At 45.3% G+C, this 16,815-nt stretch carries 14 protein-coding genes; 4 read left to right on the top strand and 10 right to left on the bottom strand.

Features of this window, described 5'->3' with window-relative positions; translation table 11 throughout:
• Window positions 1–115: 115 nt before the first annotated feature.
• The 4 genes from BAZ21_RS00615 to BAZ21_RS00630 all read right to left on the bottom strand — a co-directional run bounded on the left by BAZ21_RS00615 (window position 116) and on the right by BAZ21_RS00630 (window position 3,312).
• Entirely contained in the window at window positions 116–1,006 is an 891-nt protein-coding gene (locus BAZ21_RS00615) for a LysR family transcriptional regulator (RefSeq protein ID WP_068496170.1), read from the bottom strand.
• Window positions 1,007–1,115: 109 nt separating this feature from the next.
• Window positions 1,116–1,643 (bottom strand): NADPH-dependent FMN reductase, encoded by a 528-nt coding sequence (gene ssuE / locus BAZ21_RS00620; protein ID WP_068496171.1) that lies wholly within the window; start codon window positions 1,641–1,643, stop codon window positions 1,116–1,118.
• A gap of 17 nt (window positions 1,644–1,660) precedes the next feature.
• Window positions 1,661–3,001: an LLM class flavin-dependent oxidoreductase gene (locus BAZ21_RS00625; protein WP_068496172.1), complete on the bottom strand. Its 1,341-nt coding sequence runs from the start codon at window positions 2,999–3,001 to the stop codon at window positions 1,661–1,663.
• A gap of 41 nt (window positions 3,002–3,042) precedes the next feature.
• Entirely contained in the window at window positions 3,043–3,312 is a 270-nt protein-coding gene (locus BAZ21_RS00630) for a glutaredoxin family protein (RefSeq protein ID WP_068496173.1), read from the bottom strand.
• 253 nt (window positions 3,313–3,565) lie between these two features.
• Between BAZ21_RS00630 and BAZ21_RS00635 the strand changes: the two genes are divergently transcribed.
• On the top strand, window positions 3,566–4,435 hold the full coding sequence (locus BAZ21_RS00635) for a DUF421 domain-containing protein (protein WP_068496174.1): 870 nt from the start codon (window positions 3,566–3,568) through the stop codon (window positions 4,433–4,435).
• Window positions 4,436–4,609: 174 nt separating this feature from the next.
• On the opposite strand, the gene BAZ21_RS00640 is transcribed toward BAZ21_RS00635, so the two are convergent.
• Window positions 4,610–4,939 (bottom strand): antibiotic biosynthesis monooxygenase family protein, encoded by a 330-nt coding sequence (locus BAZ21_RS00640; RefSeq protein ID WP_068496175.1) that lies wholly within the window; start codon window positions 4,937–4,939, stop codon window positions 4,610–4,612.
• 156 nt (window positions 4,940–5,095) lie between these two features.
• On the opposite strand from BAZ21_RS00640, the gene BAZ21_RS00645 reads away from it, so the two are divergent.
• The gene (locus BAZ21_RS00645) at window positions 5,096–5,962 is read left to right on the top strand and encodes a LysR family transcriptional regulator (protein ID WP_068496176.1); all 867 of its coding nucleotides are present in this window, start codon (window positions 5,096–5,098) and stop codon (window positions 5,960–5,962) included.
• A 48-nt stretch (window positions 5,963–6,010) separates the two neighbouring features.
• Here the strand turns inward: BAZ21_RS00645 and BAZ21_RS00650 are convergent, their stop codons facing one another.
• Window positions 6,011–7,204 carry a GTP-binding protein gene (locus BAZ21_RS00650; RefSeq protein ID WP_068496177.1) on the bottom strand — a complete coding sequence of 398 codons (1,194 nt, stop codon included), beginning with the start codon at window positions 7,202–7,204 and terminating at the stop codon, window positions 6,011–6,013.
• Window positions 7,205–7,394: 190 nt separating this feature from the next.
• Between BAZ21_RS00650 and BAZ21_RS00655 the strand changes: the two genes are divergently transcribed.
• A complete protein-coding gene (locus BAZ21_RS00655; RefSeq protein ID WP_068496178.1) occupies window positions 7,395–8,375 on the top strand; it encodes a DMT family transporter in 981 nt (326 codons plus the stop codon).
• Between the two features lie 182 nt (window positions 8,376–8,557).
• Here the strand turns inward: BAZ21_RS00655 and BAZ21_RS00660 are convergent, their stop codons facing one another.
• The gene (locus tag BAZ21_RS00660) at window positions 8,558–10,507 is read right to left on the bottom strand and encodes an oxidoreductase (RefSeq protein WP_068496179.1); all 1,950 of its coding nucleotides are present in this window, start codon (window positions 10,505–10,507) and stop codon (window positions 8,558–8,560) included.
• Window positions 10,508–10,547: 40 nt separating this feature from the next.
• The gene (locus BAZ21_RS00665; protein ID WP_068496180.1) at window positions 10,548–11,819 is read right to left on the bottom strand and encodes an L-lactate MFS transporter; all 1,272 of its coding nucleotides are present in this window, start codon (window positions 11,817–11,819) and stop codon (window positions 10,548–10,550) included.
• Window positions 11,820–12,047: 228 nt separating this feature from the next.
• Between BAZ21_RS00665 and BAZ21_RS00670 the strand changes: the two genes are divergently transcribed.
• A complete protein-coding gene (locus BAZ21_RS00670; RefSeq protein ID WP_068496181.1) occupies window positions 12,048–12,590 on the top strand; it encodes a PadR family transcriptional regulator in 543 nt (180 codons plus the stop codon).
• Between the two features lie 134 nt (window positions 12,591–12,724).
• Here the strand turns inward: BAZ21_RS00670 and BAZ21_RS00675 are convergent, their stop codons facing one another.
• Together BAZ21_RS00675 and BAZ21_RS00685 are read right to left on the bottom strand one after the other, a co-directional pair.
• Entirely contained in the window at window positions 12,725–13,699 is a 975-nt protein-coding gene (locus tag BAZ21_RS00675; RefSeq protein WP_068496182.1) for an aldo/keto reductase, read from the bottom strand.
• 402 nt (window positions 13,700–14,101) lie between these two features.
• Window positions 14,102–16,777 (bottom strand): YhgE/Pip domain-containing protein, encoded by a 2,676-nt coding sequence (locus tag BAZ21_RS00685; RefSeq protein WP_068496184.1) that lies wholly within the window; start codon window positions 16,775–16,777, stop codon window positions 14,102–14,104.
• Between the last annotated feature and the right edge of the window lie 38 nt (window positions 16,778–16,815).

Here is a 16,815-nt window from a genome sequence, read left to right on the forward strand (position 1 = left end):
ATGCTAGCTATAACATTTAGTAGTCAATAATTCCTATAAGTTTAATTGGTTTTAAGATGTGACTAATTTAACACCTGGAATCATATACGTCAATCCACCAAGTAATAGAACTTTTCTATAACATAACAGCCTCGCGGAAGCCATCTGTCAACGCATCTGCAAAATCCGATGTCACTGCACAGTCTTCTTTGGTTGCCACAATGCTAATCTGCATAGATACACTAGCCACCTCAGGCACATGAATGCGGAACAATTTCTTATCCTTCACTTCACGACTTACACAGACATCCGGCAAAAAGGCAATGCCCGCTTCTTCCAATACCAGCTTTTTGGCCGTGACCACATTATCTACCTGAAACGCAATATCCGGCGGCTGTTCCAGTGATTCAAAAGCTCGATGAATTCTCATCCAATCTAAAGATCCGCATTCAAAAAACACCAGTGTTTCATGTTGAATATCCTGAATGCTGGCCTTGCCCGTCTTCATAAACGGATGACCCTCGTATACATACAGAGAAATAGGATCTTCATAAAAAGCAAGCGTACGAATGGATGGGTGCATTACTTTACGGACAAAACTAATGTCTACCTCACGGTTCAACAGCTTATGTACCAGTTGATCCGTTGTAGCCGTCACAATTTTGTAGTTAACCTCCGGATAGCGGGCGCGGAGCTGCTTTAAAATTTCAGGAATGATATAGTTCGACACCGATATTGTGCAGCCGATTCGAATTTGCTGAGGAGCTTTCTTGCGCTGTTGGAGCTTTTGCTTTCCTTTTTGCAGCACCTGAAGCATCTGCTCTGCGTAAGGAAGAAACTTTCGTCCATCCTCCGTCAGAACAGTTTGCTTGCTTTGGCGGTCGAACAGCTTGCATTCCAACTCGCGCTCCAGCGTCTGAATCCGTGCTGTGACAGAGGGCTGTGACAAGAACAACGCTTCTGCCGCCTTGTTAAAACTGCCATAATGATTCACGTATACAAAGGCTTCCATATTCTCGATATTCATACGCAAGTCCCCCAGTGAGTTTATATACATTTATCCAATATGTTAACTCGGTTTTTTGTATCATAAAACTCACTGAACGACCTGTCAATGGAAATATTGAAAATATCTATCACTTTAATAGCTCATTCAGCTCTTTCACAGAACGGTCCAACCGTGCAACCAATTCTTCGGACAACCCGTATGCTTCATCCGGCAGCCGTTCAACCCACTGATCCAACGCATACACACCGCCAAGAATATGTCTTCCGCCCAGCGCGTTGAGAACTGGCTTCAAGGCATAGTCTATGACCAGCAGGTGAGCCAGCGTGCCACCGATAAATAAAGGAAGTACAGGTTTGCCTCTCAGTCCCTCCTGTGGAACCAAATCCAAAAATATCTTCAACAGGCCGGAATAGGCAGCTTTGTATACGGGAGAAGCCACGATGATGGCATCTGCTGCTGCAATCAGCGCAAGTGCTTCAGTAACAGCGGGACTGTTAAAGTTGGCCTTCACCAGGTCCTCGGCTGGCAAGTCGGCCACATTCAGCAATGTGACCTCCGATCCGGCCTGCTGCAATTGCTCGGTCGTATAGTTAATCAAGCCGTATAGACGGGATTGTGTTGACGGACTACCTGACAGGATGACAACCTTGGACATATTTCTACCTCCTTCTGTTACGCGTCTACTTTCACTTTGGATCTGGCTGCTGTGTAGCGATTTTCCGGAATGGGTACACCCAGGTTTTCACGGAGTGTGCTAAATTCATAATCCTGACGGTAAATGCCACGCTCCTGCAAAATAGGCACAACCAGATTTACAAAGTCATGCAGACCCGATGGCACATCAGAACCGATAATAAATCCGTCTGCTCCTTTTCTTTCAAACCACTCCTGCACCCGATCCGCCACCTGCTCAGCGGTCCCGATAAAAGCGGTTCTCGGTGTTGCTGAACGCAATGCAACCTCGCGCAGAGTCAGATTTTGCTCTTTGGCAGTCCGCTTGATTTTATCTGTACCGCTGCGGAACGCATTGCTGCCAATATCATCAAGCTCAGGGAATGGCTCATCCAGCGGATATTGTGAGAAATCATGATGATCGAAGTAGCGTCCCAAATATTTTAACGCGGCCTCAATCGTCACCAGATTGGTGATCTCCTCATACTTCCGTTCCGCTTCTTCCGTCGTGCTGCCGATAATCGGCGAAATGCCCGGTAAAATGACGATATCCTCTTCCGATCTGCCATAGCGGACCGCCCGTTCCTTCACATCACGATAAAACTGCTGCGCTTCCTCCAATGTTTCATGGCCCGTAAACACAGCGTCCGCTTCCTTCGCAGCCAGGTTTTTACCATCCTCCGAGGAACCTGCCTGGAAAATAACCGGCTGTCCCTGCTTGGAACGCCCAATATTCAATGGGCCCTGCACAGAGAAGAACTCGCCTTTATGATTCAGTGTATGCAGCTTTTCTGGGTCAAAGAATACGCCGGTTTCCTTATCACGAATGAACGCATCCTCTTCCCATGAATCCCACAGCCCTTTGGTTACCTGTAAATATTCATCGGCAATCTTATAGCGCTGCGGATGCGACGGATGCTCGCCCTTGTTAAAGTTCAGAGCAGAGCCTTCCAGCGGGGAAGTCACCACATTCCAGCCTGCACGACCGCCACTGATATGATCAATGGAAGAAAACTGGCGTGCAACCGTGAACGGTTCGCTATAGGAAGTCGACAGTGTACCGACCAGTCCGATATGCTTCGTCACCCCGGCCAAAGCGGACAAAATCGTAATGGGTTCGAAACGGTTCAGAAAGTGGGGAATGGATTTTTCGTTAATAAACAGGCCATCTGCGATAAATACAAGATCAAACTTGCCTTCCTCTGCCTTTTGCGCCTGTGTTTTATAAAATTCAAAATTAACACTCGCGTCCGCAGGCACTTCGGGGTGACGCCAAGTCGTCATGCTTCCCCCAACACCGTGAATAATGGCGCCAAATTTAATTTGTCTATTCTTAGCCATGACTCTTCCACCTCTCTTGAACATAATGGTTATCCTTCGGCTTATACCGCTTGATTGTAACTTTCCAGCACTTTAGCCAACTCTTCCAGATCCGGGTTAAGTAGAGCTTCATATTTGTTATCCCCACCCACTTCTACGACAGGGACATAACGAATACCGTATTTAGTCTCCAGCACGTCACGCAGCACATCATTTCCGTCCACTTGAATATTTTCATACGGCTGATTTTGGGATTCCAGGTACGATTTGATCTCTCCACAAAAATGACAGCCGGTTTTACTCCACAGAACAACTTTAGGTTTGGACGACATATACATACCTCCGTGAGCTAATGTTTATAATCCCGATGAATTAAATAAGAATTATATTTATAATGTATCCTGCTCCCCCCTTTCCGTCAATCGCTCGGCTAATAGATATCGACAATGCAACGATAGAAAATTTTAATATGCTTTAAACGGTTTATCTAAAATTAAAGTGCTCGCGTTTAAACAGACCCTGCTGCGGACATGCTTGGAATATTAGCGCACTTGCGGCAAAACGAAATGAAATGAGGTGGAGCAAATGCAGGATTGGGCCGAGGTTGTTACACGCACATTAATGGCTGTCGCTGTATTATTTTTAATTGCCAAAATTCTCGGAAAACGTCAGGTATCCCAGCTTTCCGTGTTCGAATATATAACCGGAATCACGATAGGGAATCTGGCCGCTACCATTCCTATGGAGCGAGAACACACTTGGTACTTAGGCTTTATAGCCTTGGCAGTTTGGGTCCTCACAACATTTGTCATTGAAATATTGCAAATTAAAAGCAAGAAAATCAGAGATTTTACCGATGGAAAGACCACTACTCTGGTCAAAGACGGCAAAATTTTAGAGGATAATATGAGAAAGGAACGGCTTACACTAGATGAGCTCATGGAGCAGCTGCGGAGTAAAAATGCATTCAAGGTGTCTGACGTGGAATTTGCGATTATGGAGACCAGCGGTGAGATCAACGTGCTGCTGACCAAAGACAAGCAGCCGGTAACCCTTAAGGATCTCAATATGCTGCAGCTGCCGGAGAAGGAACCAACAGCCATTATTATGGATGGACAAGTCATGGAGCAGCAAATGGCCTACATGGGAATTACGCAACAATGGCTGGATGCAAAGCTGAAAGAAAAAAGTCTGACGGTCAAAGACGTATTTTTCGCGCAGGTGGACCAGCAAGGGGAGCTGTACATTGACCAATACAGCGATAACGTACAGATGTCCAAGGCACAGGACTCTAACCAAGCTGTGCTGACGCTGCTGCAGCAATGTACAACCGAGTTGCAAAAGCTGGCTACGAATTCCAGTGAACAGCAAAGGAAGCAGCTGTATGAGCTGTGCTCACACAACTTGAAGGAAGCTATCCAGGAAATGCAGCCGGTAAATTCATCTAGATCCTGAGCGTATACGTATAGGACATAACAATATAAGTATGGAGAACCAAAAGGGAGCGTACGATCAGCCGTTTACGGCTTTGAAGACGTTCCCTTTAGCCTGTCATGGTTTCATCTATGTCTACAGTAATCATTTTGAATATGATTACTGTAGCGCGCTGAACCTATTTACCGAACCTATTTACACGGTAAAAAAATAATCTCGTTCTATCTTGCTCACTCTTAAACCAAATGTTCTATACCACTCGGATTTCCCTTTCTCCTGTGCTATCTTGTGCAGCTCGTTATGTTTCCAATGTTTTATAGCGTCCAGGGACTCCCAATAGGAAACGGTGATGCCTACTCCATTTTGGTCACGAACACTTTCCATGCCCAGAAAACCGGGTTGTTCAGCAGCCAGTTTCTCCATTTTGTCTCCCATCATTCCGTATCCGCCATCTCCTTCAGTACGTTCAGAAGTAAAGATAGCAGCATAATACGGGGGCTGTGGCGTTTTTGCAATGGAACTCATAGGTGTACCTCCCAGAGATTAAATGGTTATCAGCTTTTTCTTAAGTAAGGATTTTGCAAAATCCTCAAATTCGATTATAACCACAAGACTGAGATAAAAAAAATGAATATATATGATACTATGTATGAATATATTTCATTCATCGTAGGAGGACACATGAATTTGTTTAAATATAAGGTCTTTCTTAGCGTAGTAGAAACGGGAAGCTTCACCAAGGCAGGAGAACTTCTCAATCTTACACAGTCTGCCATTAGCCATGCCATTTCCGGTTTGGAACATGAATTGGGCTTGACTCTTCTGATCAGAGGACGTTCAGGCATTAAATTGACCAGCAACGGAGAACGTCTGCTGAAGCATTTCAGAGAGATCGTACAAATGAATGAAAGACTCTATCAAGAGGTCGCTCTAATCAAAGGACTGGAAACCGGAACCGTAAAGATAGGTACGTTCTCCAGTGTATCCATCCAATGGTTGCCCGGTATTATCCAAAAATTTAATGAGCAGTTCCCACTTATTGAACTGAAACTGCTCGACGGCAACTACCATGACATTGAGAATTGGATAGCCAGCGGGGAAGCTGATTTTGGCTTCGTTAATCTGCCGACTTTAGACGTACTGGAAGTATTGCCCCTAAAAAAAGAAAGAATGCTGTGCATACTGCCATCTAATCATATGCTTCGGGAGCAATCAACCATACGTGTGGATCAACTCCTCGATGACCCCTTCATTATGCCTGCTGCTGGCTGCGATACAGATGTACGGAGAATTTTTTCACAGCACAAGCTTGCTCCGAAAATCAAATATGAATTAGAAGATGATCATGCCATTATGGCTATGGTGCAAAACGGCTTGGGCGTAAGTATTCTTCCGGAAATGATTTTAGTTCAAAACCCATATGAACTTTGTATTCGACCTTTGGATGGGCCATATTCACGTTCCATTGGTATCGCCGCTGCTTCTTTAAAGAACATCGCTCCAGCCGCCAAAAAGTGTATGAACTTTATTGCTGAATGGATTCGCTAACACCTATTCGCTATATCTATACATCCTGTTTAATTCAGAGACGAATCATTATTGCCCGTCTGGCCACGGCAGAGGATTTTCAAAATCAGACCAATCCATGTTCATCTCCGTGTCGTTCAGCAGACATTGATCCAGTTCCTCTTCCAGATCCGATTGCTCCATTCCGATACCGATCATGACAATTTCGTTCATGCGATCCCCCCATTGCTCGTCCCAATTGTCCAGAGCTTCCGGGTCGGCTGCGACGATCTCCTGCCGTTCTTCTTCCGACAACGCCGCAAGCCAGCTTCCCGCCGGTCCAAACTGAATGGATGGGCCTGCCTGGCTAATACTCGCTGCCCAATCCTGGGGGGTAGCAATCCAGACCAAGCCTTTGGCGCGCACGACCTCCTGCGGCCAATAGCTCATAAATTCAGCCAGTCTGGCAGGATGAAACGGTCTTCTGCGGCGATACACAAAGGAGTGAATACCATATTCGTCCGTTTCCGGGGTATGGCTATCCAGTTCCAGCTCTCGAATCCAGCCAGCGGATTGACTGGCCTTGTCAAAATCAAAAAGCCCCGTATTCAAAATGTCCGAAGGAGCGACTTGTCCCTTAGTAGTACGAATGATTTTGGCTTCAGGCTGTAATCTGCGCAGCACACCCTCCAGCTTGTCCAGCTCGGCAGACTGAACCAGATCGCATTTATTCAGAATGAGTACATCACACGTTTCAATCTGGTCAATCAGCAGATCCGAGACATCACGCATGTCGTCTTCTCCAGTAGCCTGCCTACGATCCAGCAGTGTTTCCCCTGATTCAAAATCATGCCAGAAGCGGTTCGCATCGACCACAGTCACCATGCAATCCAGTTTTGCCAAGGAGGATAAATCAATGCCCGTTGCTTCATCGGCGTACGTAAAGGTTTGAGCGATGGGCACAGGCTCACTAATTCCTGTCGATTCAATTAAAATATAATCAAACTCGCCCTGTTCGGCCAGCTTCTTAACCTCCAGCAATAAATCCTCACGCAATGTACAGCATATACAGCCATTAGACAGCTCAACCAGTTTTTCTTCTGTTCTGGACAAGCCTCCTTCTTTTTTTACCAGTTCGGCATCTATATTTACTTCACTCATGTCATTAACGATCACCGCTACTTTCATTCCGTCGCGATTGTTTAACACATGATTCAAAATCGTCGTTTTCCCTGCACCCAAATATCCGCTCAGCACAGTTACCGGTATTGCTTTTTTATTCATTGACAGTATGCTCCCTTTGCTATTTGTTTGTTATGTTCACATTTTTAAATCGTAATAATTACTATTAACGTCGGCATTCAGTAATATACAGCATCTCTTTTGCCGTGTCAACGATGAAGAATGTCTTGAAATAAATGATCAAACATTATTATTATGGGTATAACGATATTTAAAGAATAAGGTGAATGTGTTGCGATCCATTTGGCTAGGTGTGTTGGCTGCTTTCTTTTTTGCTTTTACATTTGTTCTCAATCAGTCTATGGAACTGTCTGGCGGGAGCTGGATTTGGAGTGCTTCATTGCGGTATGTATTTACGGTTCCTATTTTACTCGTCATTGTTATGAGCCAGCATAAGCTCAAGCCTCTTTGGATCGTCATGAAGGAACGGCCGGGAACGTGGCTGTTGTGGAGCTTCATTGGATTTGGCTTATTTTATGCTCCATTATGCTTCGCATCGGCTTATTCGCCGGGTTGGCTGATTGCGGGTACTTGGCAAATTACCATTATTTCCGGTTCTCTGCTTGTCCCGTTATTTACAGAGGTTGTACAAACGGAGAATGGTCCAGTAAAGGTGCGCGGAAAAATCCCCATTCAAGGACTTATGATGTCTCTGATTATTTTAGTTGGGATCCTCCTTATGCAAGTCAAGCAGGCACAATCTATTTCTACACAAGATTTTTTGTTCGGCTTCCTGCCGGTCATCATTGCCTCCTTCGCATATCCACTAGGTAATCGCAAAATGATGGAGGTTTGTGCAGGACGGTTAGATGCCTATCAACGTGTGCTAGGGATGACTTTAGCCAGTTTGCCCTTCTGGTTACTGCTTTCGCTGTACGGGGTGTTCAGTGCGGGAATGCCAAGCATGGATCAGACAATACAGTCTGCTCTGGTAGCTGTGTTTTCAGGAGTGATCGCGACGGTTCTATTTTTTAAAGCAACGGATCAGGTTCGCGGAAATATGCAAAAGCTGGCGACCGTTGAAGCAACACAATCTCTGGAGGTGTTGTTCGCATTAATGGGGGAACTGATCTTTTTATCCATCCCAATTCCGTCGCTTCTATCATGGCTGGGTATGTTCGTCGTTATCCTCGGTATGGTTCTTCACAGCTATGTTGCACATCATAAGAAACCGGATCAACGAATGATATCCAAAAAGATAGACAACGCTTAACACAGGACAAAAAAGCACCTCACTTGTTTGGGATCATGGAAGAAAAAATATCGCACAACTCTTGCGCAATGTTATACCCATTTGCAGAGTTGTGCGATTGGTATTGAACCGCTATGTTCGAGTGTCTCTCTTAAACCTCCTGAAGTGTCCGAGGCCAGGTGGTGATAGTCAGTCGCAGATCATTAGATATCAAGCGCTGCATGATATCCTTGATATATTGCAGTCGTGATCGTAGATGCCTTGACACAATCTCCGATTTGTGAAACATAAGGTGCACAATCAATTAACTCATCTACTACGTTTCTTCTTGCTCGTTGTCCAAGCGCACAAATGACTGAAGTACCTGGAACAAGATGTTCTTCACCATTTTGATCAGCGCAAACAACACCTTCTTGTGTAACACATAGCCCTTTAAATCCTAAATGAACTTGAATGTTATTCTTTTCGATTTCTTTTAGCATAATTGGACGATGTCTAATATTAGCATCTGGAGCCAACTCTGTTCTCATCTCTACCAGATGAACAGTCTTACCTTCCTGGGCAAAGTGAATTGCTGCTTCACAGCCTGCCAGACCGCCTCCCAAAACGACTACGCTGTCGCTGACCCTATCCTTCTCCAGATAGTAGTTATTAACAATGACTACGTTATCACCATTCAATCCTGGAATCGGAGGAACAAGTGGAGCGGAGCCGACTGCTATAATTAACGCATCCACATTTTCTTTCTCTGCATACCCCTTAGTAACAGATGTGTTCAAACGAATCTCAACACCGGCGTCCTTGGCCAGTTTTCCGAGAGTAACACCTAACTCATACATCTCATATTTAAAAGGAATCGCCTGTTCTCCCCTCAATATACCGCCTACCTCGTCAGACTTCTCACAAAGAATCACTTTATGTCCGCGTTTAGCTGCAGTAAGGGCTGCATAAAGTCCGCCTGGGCCTCCGCCGGCTATTAGAACCTTGCGTGGATTAGGGGAAGGATATATTTCTGTTCCATCCATTTCACGACCAATTAATGGGTTAACCGTACAACGTCTTGTGGATGTTTCTGCACGTTCTGCCATACAGGTGAAGCATCTCAGACATTTAATAATGTCCTCGTCGCGGTTGCTCATCACCTTTTTGGGAAGCTCTGGATCAGCCAGCAGTGCGCGAGCCATTTCAACAACATCCGCCTGACCGCTGGCAATGATTTCTTCCATTTGAGCCGGGTCATTTAATCCGCCAACCGTTGCAACCGGAACACTTACATGCTTCTTGATCTCTGCTGCAAGATAAACATTACTTCCATGAGGCAAGAACATCGAAGGGTGTGTGATACCAAATCCTGTCTGATAAGTTCCTGCAGATACATGGAGCAAGTCGACTCTTGATTCGATTAATTTAGCAATTTCTATACCTTCTGTCAGATCATAGCCGCCTTCAAATAACTCTGAACCACTCATTCTAAACTCTATTGGGAAGCTGGAACCCACAGCTTTACGGACACTGTCAAGAACCTCCTCTGCAAAACGCACCCTGTTTTCCAAAGATCCGCCATACTTGTCTGTTCTGTGGTTGAAATAAGGAGAAAAAAACTGATTGATCAACCATCCATGTCCGCCATGAACCATAATCATTTCAAAACCTGCTCTCTTGGCAAGTCCGGCACATCTACCATAAGCTGCTACGATGTCAGCAATTCGTTCTTGTGTAAGTTCCTTTACTTCTCTGCCGTCTGGACGTACTCCGGGACTGGGTCCCCACTGTGCAAGTCCTTGTTTCTTATTTTTGTCAGTCAGATAAGTTCCTGCATACTGTCCAGAATGAGACAATTCCACGCTGGCAATTGCCCCGTGACGACGAATAGCATCTGCAGTATAGGTAAAACTAGCAAGAGAATCTACTGTCTCTAGATCCAGATGGTACATATGGGAAGCTTCCGTTTCGGGATGAACCACAACTTCACTGACCGTAACTGACGCAGCACCGCCTTTTGCTCTTAATTCATAAAAAGCTGTGGATTTGGGTCCAATAGTGCAGTCAGCTGTAATATCTGTACCTCCCATAGGAGCGCCAAACATCCTATTTCTGAAAGTCACATTTCCAATGGTGATTGGTTTACATAGGTTTGGATATTTTCTTTGCATGATTTCTTTCTCCTTATCTGTATTTGTTGCTTTTTGACGTTTAATTGGTAGCTTTCTGATTTATATCTACAGCCATCTTCTGATTTTTTCGGGTAGCCAACTTATATACAAATGTTAGAACAAGTCCGGTTATGCCAAGAACGGCCGCAATGACAAAGGCTCTCTGATAACTATGATCTGAGCTGTAAACATTACTCATAATTGATGGGCCGAAGTATCCTGCTACTGCAAATCCAATAAACATAATTCCATAATTCACACTATTATTTTTCACCCCAAACTGATCGGCAGTAAATCCAGGAAATACCCCCATCAGTGCGCCAAAGCATAAACCAATCACCGAAATGCCAGTATAGAATGTCAACACACTGCCTTCGCCTGAGAAATAAAGCATTGTGAGTCCTATTACCGAAAAGACTGATGAAAAAGCCAGGGTATTGATTCGACCGATTTTGTCTGAAATATAGCCTGCAACGATTCGTCCGCCAGTGTTAAACAACGCCAATACGGAAACAACTGTCGTAGCGGCTGCCGCAGACATGCCAATCATTTTCTGAGCTATAGGAGAAGCTTGCGATGTACACATGAGTCCAGCAAAAGCTCCACACATTAACAACAAGATCATGATATAAAACAGAGGACTTGCAAGCATGCCCTTCCAGTCTTTGTCGTTCTGAATAGAACGTCCAACATTGGCAGCCTTTGGTGTCCATCCTGCAGGGACAAAATCAGATGGACATTTCTCAATGAAGAAAGAAGCAGCACATACAATAATAAGAAATGCTATACCGATTATAATGAATGCTGATGTCACACCAGACTTACTGATTAAACCATTGGCAATAGGAGGTATAATAACCGAGCTTATTCCATAAGCAGCCGTTGTTACACCGCCAACTAATCCTCGTTTGTCAGGGAAAAACTTTATAGAGTTGCTAATTGTGCATCCGTAAACCATTCCTGTTCCAAGGCCAAGCACGATACCATAAGCAAATACCAGGTAGCCTACAGATGTTGCAAATCCTGATAAAATCATACCTCCTCCAAATAGCAGGCCCCCTACAAAGATCACTTTCTTGGGTCCGAACCGATCATTAATCCAGCCACCTGAAATCATCGTGATAGGACCTACTGAATTTGTAATCGTAAATGCTATGGCCAAATTCCCCGGTGTTAAACTAAGTCCTGTGACGCTGCTCAAATATTCTGCCATTGGGGCAGAAAATACACTCCACGCATAGATTGATCCAATACACAAATTGATAAAGCAGCTTGCAATTAGGATAATCCATCTCTTTTTTGTAAGTTCCACTAAGATCCTCTTCTCCCTCGTTGTTGTATTGTGAAATCATTCACATAATCCGGGTTTAATATTAACACGCGCTTTTGAATATATCAACAGAAACATGTATATAATTATATGTTTTATTAAATATGTTTCATAAAATATGTTTTTGTTCATATATCAATCTTATGGTGGACTCGGTAAATATGTTATACTTAACAAATAAACGACGAAAATGTATAGGAAGAGAGCCTTATGAGAACTTTAAAATATGCCATCCTAGGCTTGTTAAATAAAGAACCTATGACTGGTTATGATATAGGTAAAGAATTCAGTAAAGATTTAGGCGAATTTTGGACTGCGAAGCACAGTCAGATCTATCCGGAATTAAAAAAACTGCTTAATGAGGGACTTATCGTCTACGAAATTCAAATTAGCGGAGAAGTTTTAGAAAAAAAGTTGTATTCGATTACGGAGAAAGGCAAAGAAGATTTTTTACAATGGTTAAAAAAAGCAGAGCCTATTGAACCCACTCCCAAAGATGTGTTTAGGCTGAAAATGTATTTTTCTAATAATCTGGATGTAACAACTCGATTGTATCTGTTGGAGCATCAGCTGCTTCAACATCAAGATAGGCTGGAGCATTTACGCAAAAATAAAGAACGCTATGAAACGATTCCTCCTCTGGATAGTGATAATTTTGGCGATTATCTTGTATTAGATGGTGCTATTTTACGCGAAACTGTAACCATACAATGGCTGGGGAATTATATTTCTTACTGCAAAGAACAGCAATAATATAACAATATTTAAAAAAGCAGCAGGCCCAGATATTATTCCTGGTCTGCTGCTTCTTTGCGATTCGCTTCTTTTCACCCGACACTCATTGTCTTTGCTTCCACTGATGCTAATTTGCCTGAAAAGATGCTAAATTACCAAGCGTAAGCTTCTGGCGCAGGTTTGCCCGGGCCAGGGAAAATCTCGTTCAGCTTGGCAAGCACATCGTCAGTCAATTTGACCTCAGGCACCCGTAAAGCATCCTCCAGCTGTTCCAAGGTCCGCGGCCCGATAATTGGAGCGGTTACAGCCGGATGGGACAGTACCCAAGCCAGTGCAATCACGTCCTCCTTCTCGCCCAGCTCGCGGGACAATGCAGCAAATTGCTCCAGTTTCGCACGGTTCTGTTCCACCCTTTCCTTGGCGCGTGCGCTACGGGAGCCTGTACCTGCTAACGCATTACGTCCCAGCAGTCCACCAGCCAACGGACTCCAAGGAATCACACCCAGTCCCAGTGCTTGAGCTGCCGGCAATACTTCTAGCTCGGCAGAACGTTCATTCAGATTGTACAGATGCTGCTCGGAGACAAGACCGAGAAAACGTCGTGCCTTTGCTTCGGCCTGCGCCACCGCGATGTGCCAGCCCGCAAAGTTACTGGAGCCAATATAATCCACTTGTCCCCGATTCACAACGGATTCGAACACACCCCATAGCTCATCCCAGGACACGTTCCGATCAATATGGTGCATTTGATATAACTCGATATGGTCGGTCTGCAAACGTTTCAGAGAAGCATCCAAATGACGGCGAATTTTGTAAGCAGACAAGCCTGATCCTGCGTTCGGTCCGTCATTTTCATTTTTCATGTCCCCGTATACCTTCGTCGCCAGCACGACCTTCTCTCGTCTTCCGCCACCCTGCTGGAACCAGCGTCCGATAATTTCCTCTGTCCATCCTCTGCGGTCATGACCATATACATTGGCTGTATCAAAGAAGTTAATGCCCGCATCCAGTGCGGCATCCATGATTTTAAACGCATCCTTTTCTTCCGTTTCCGGTCCGAAATTCATCGTGCCCAGACATAACCGACTAACCTTCAAGCCTGACTTCCCCAAGTATGAGTACTCCATACTACCTCCCGCCTTTGCTTAAGATTTATAAATTCCGCAAAAATTGCATAAAAAAAGACCATACCCACTTCATTCACCAAAAAAAACCACTTTGAAACACCCTAAAATGCATTTTTAGGTTGGATAGTGTATACAAAAAAGCCCCACGCACTGCCGAAGCAGCAAACGCGAGGCATCCTCCCTCCTACTACCCGCCGAATGTTAAAAGGAAAGTGACTTTACGGTGGTTGCCAGCGGAGCGGAGGATTTGAATCTGGAGAAGCGGAGCGTTCGCCTTTGCTACGGGATTCTTACCTTTTCATGTCCCATCCAATCCATAGAATCCCGTGGCAACAGCGATCGTAAGATCAAATCCTTCGCGGAGCGCGCTTCATCCACCGTAACTCACTCTTTTTTCAACAATTAAGGAATTAATTTCGTTTCCTTCGCGCGCTCGGCCATTTTTTTCGTATACTTGCTGAGCGGCTTTTTAAGCACCAAACCAAACAGGAAGCACACTCCGATAAATACAAACAGCATCATCACATCTCGTGTTACCGTTGAAGGCAACATCCCTCCTACCGTTTCCCGTAGCAGACTAACCGCATAGGTAAATGGGACGAACGGATTTAGCGCCTGAAAAAATGGTGTGCTCGTCGCAACCGGGAATGTTCCGCCTGAACTGGAGAATTGAAGCACCAGCAGGATGACCGCCAGACCCTTGCCAATATTGCCGAACACAGAAACCAACGTATAGGTCATGGCCGTAAACACCAGACTGATCAGCATAGACGACAATACAAATGCTACTTTGGCATCCACATAAGCCCCGAGCAGGAACAAGTCACCGAGGGACACGCTCAGCGCCTGGAATATGCCAATCGTAGAGAACGTCATAAGCCGTCCGAAATACACCTGGTAGCTTTTATATTGGCCTTCCGGGTCCTCCACATCTACCCTGAACATCGAGACCAGCAGCATCGCACCTACCCAGATCGATAATGTCGTGTAAAAAGGGGACATCGCAGAGCCATAGTTCGGGATCGGGTATATTCGCTCCTGCTTCAGCAATACCGGGCTACCGAGAAAATCGCTTTCCTTCTTCACATCCCCCTTGAGCAACGCAATGGCTCGTCCCAGTGCATTTTCGCCTCTCAGCTTACGAATCGTGTCTGCCGCGTGACGTATGGAATCCTCAGCATCCGGAAGATCTGTTCTCACAAAATTAGCGACTTGGTGTACCGCTTTTTCTGCCTCGGGGAACTTGTTTTCAATCAAGTCAGCCATTTTGACAAACTGTTGTTCCGCCCTTGGCAAATCATTGCGTACAAATTCCGCTGCCTGATGGATTTTACCTTTAACTGCAGGCAAATCGTTTTTTACAAAGTCTGCCGCTTTGTTGACAGCAGTTGTGAACTCGCCCATGCGCCCCTGAATCGTCGTAGCCGCTTCATGCAGCTTCTGGCGGTATTGCGGCAAATCCTGCTGGAGACGAGTCAGCTCTTGCTGACCGAATTCTGCCGCAGCCTGTGCATCATTTAATATCTTTTCAATATTCGGCAGCTGCTCTTGAGCGGTATTCAGCACATTGGCGGAATTGCGCGCAACGGTTTTGATTTGATCCAGCGCCTTTTGAATCGCGGGTGCATACTCCGTATCATAATTGCTCAAAATGCTGTCAATTCCGCTGCTAACCTCTCCAGCCAGGCGGTCAGCTTCATCAAGCAAATTTTGTGCAGGCTTCTCGCCACGCTGTATGGCATCTCCAATGCTTGTCACCGTGCTGTTCAAGCGGCCAAGACGATCCTTCAGCCCGCCTACACGGGAAATGAGCGAATCCAGAGGCTGACTCGGCAAATATCCGTTCACTCGGTTTAACAACTGGGAAATATGATCCAGCACCCCAATGGCAGTCGTCAGCCTTCCGCTAACCCGATTCGCCGCAGCCTGTGCTGCTTTAGGATCAAAATCCACCCCACGAATGATGCCTGTAATCTCCGAAACTTCATTCGCAATTTGCTGGACCAGTTGCAGGTCCTCTTTGACCAGCGTTCCAATGGAGTCGAGCGCACCCTCGTTTTTGTCCAGAAAATCAAGTAGGCCGCTTGTAAAATCCTTGCCTGTATCCGCGATTTTCTTCACTTCCGGTAGGGCTTTCTGTGCAGCATAAATGACCTTAAGAGCTGTTTGTGTGTCCTCCAAGGCAGTGGTCAACGCACTTTCCACCTTGCCAAAGTTCTGATCCAGCTCGACAATCCGGTCTCCGGCCTTTTGAATGTCCGGCAGCCTTTTTTGTATATCCAAAATGACTGAAGCTACCTTATCCAGCTCAGGCAGGTTTTTGTCAATTATAAGCACCAGCTCGCCAGCACGGTTAATTTCGGGAATCTTGTCCTTCAGTGCAATGATTTTTTGCCCCTGCGCCTTAATTTTGGGCAAATTCTGCTCCAGCTGAATCGCTTGTTTACCTAACCTGTCGATATCCGGTAGCCGATTGTTCAGCTCCAGCACCCGGTTCTCAATGTTGCGAATGGTAGGCAGCTCCTCTTCCAGCTTCACCCCGGCTTCCTTTAGCTTGGTCAACACAGCTTGACTGGCCGTTTCAATAAAGTTTTGGCTAATCTGGTTCGTCAGAGAGGTGGCCCCGGAGGAGGTGATTTTCGGAGCAACCGCATTGATTTTTTCATTTACCGCGTAATCAATCTCCGGCTTTTGCGGATTTTCCGTAAGCACGCTCGTAATTTTCTTCGAAAAATCCTTTGGGATGAGCAGGCTGGCATAATAATCACCGTCCAGCACGCCTCTTCGCGCCTCTGCTTCATTCACAAACGTCCAGCCCAGCTTCTTGTTATTGTGAAGGTTATGCAGAACCTCGTCGCCGATGTTCATTTTTTTCCCGTTCACCTCAGCACCCTGGTCCTGGCTCGTTACTGCAATTTTAATACCTGATGTATTCGCGTAGGGGTCCCACATCGCTTTCAAATTCACCCATGCATAAACGGAAGGCAAAAGAATGATACCAATGACTAATAAAGTCCCGGTCGATACTTTGAATACATTTTTCCAGTCTGTTAAGTAGATTTGCCATATCTTCCGCAACCTCACCACTCCTTGTATGTACATTAACCTATCGTCCA

Source organism: Paenibacillus kribbensis (genome assembly GCF_001705305.1).
Taxonomy (GTDB): Bacteria; Bacillota; Bacilli; order Paenibacillales; family Paenibacillaceae; genus Paenibacillus; species Paenibacillus kribbensis_B.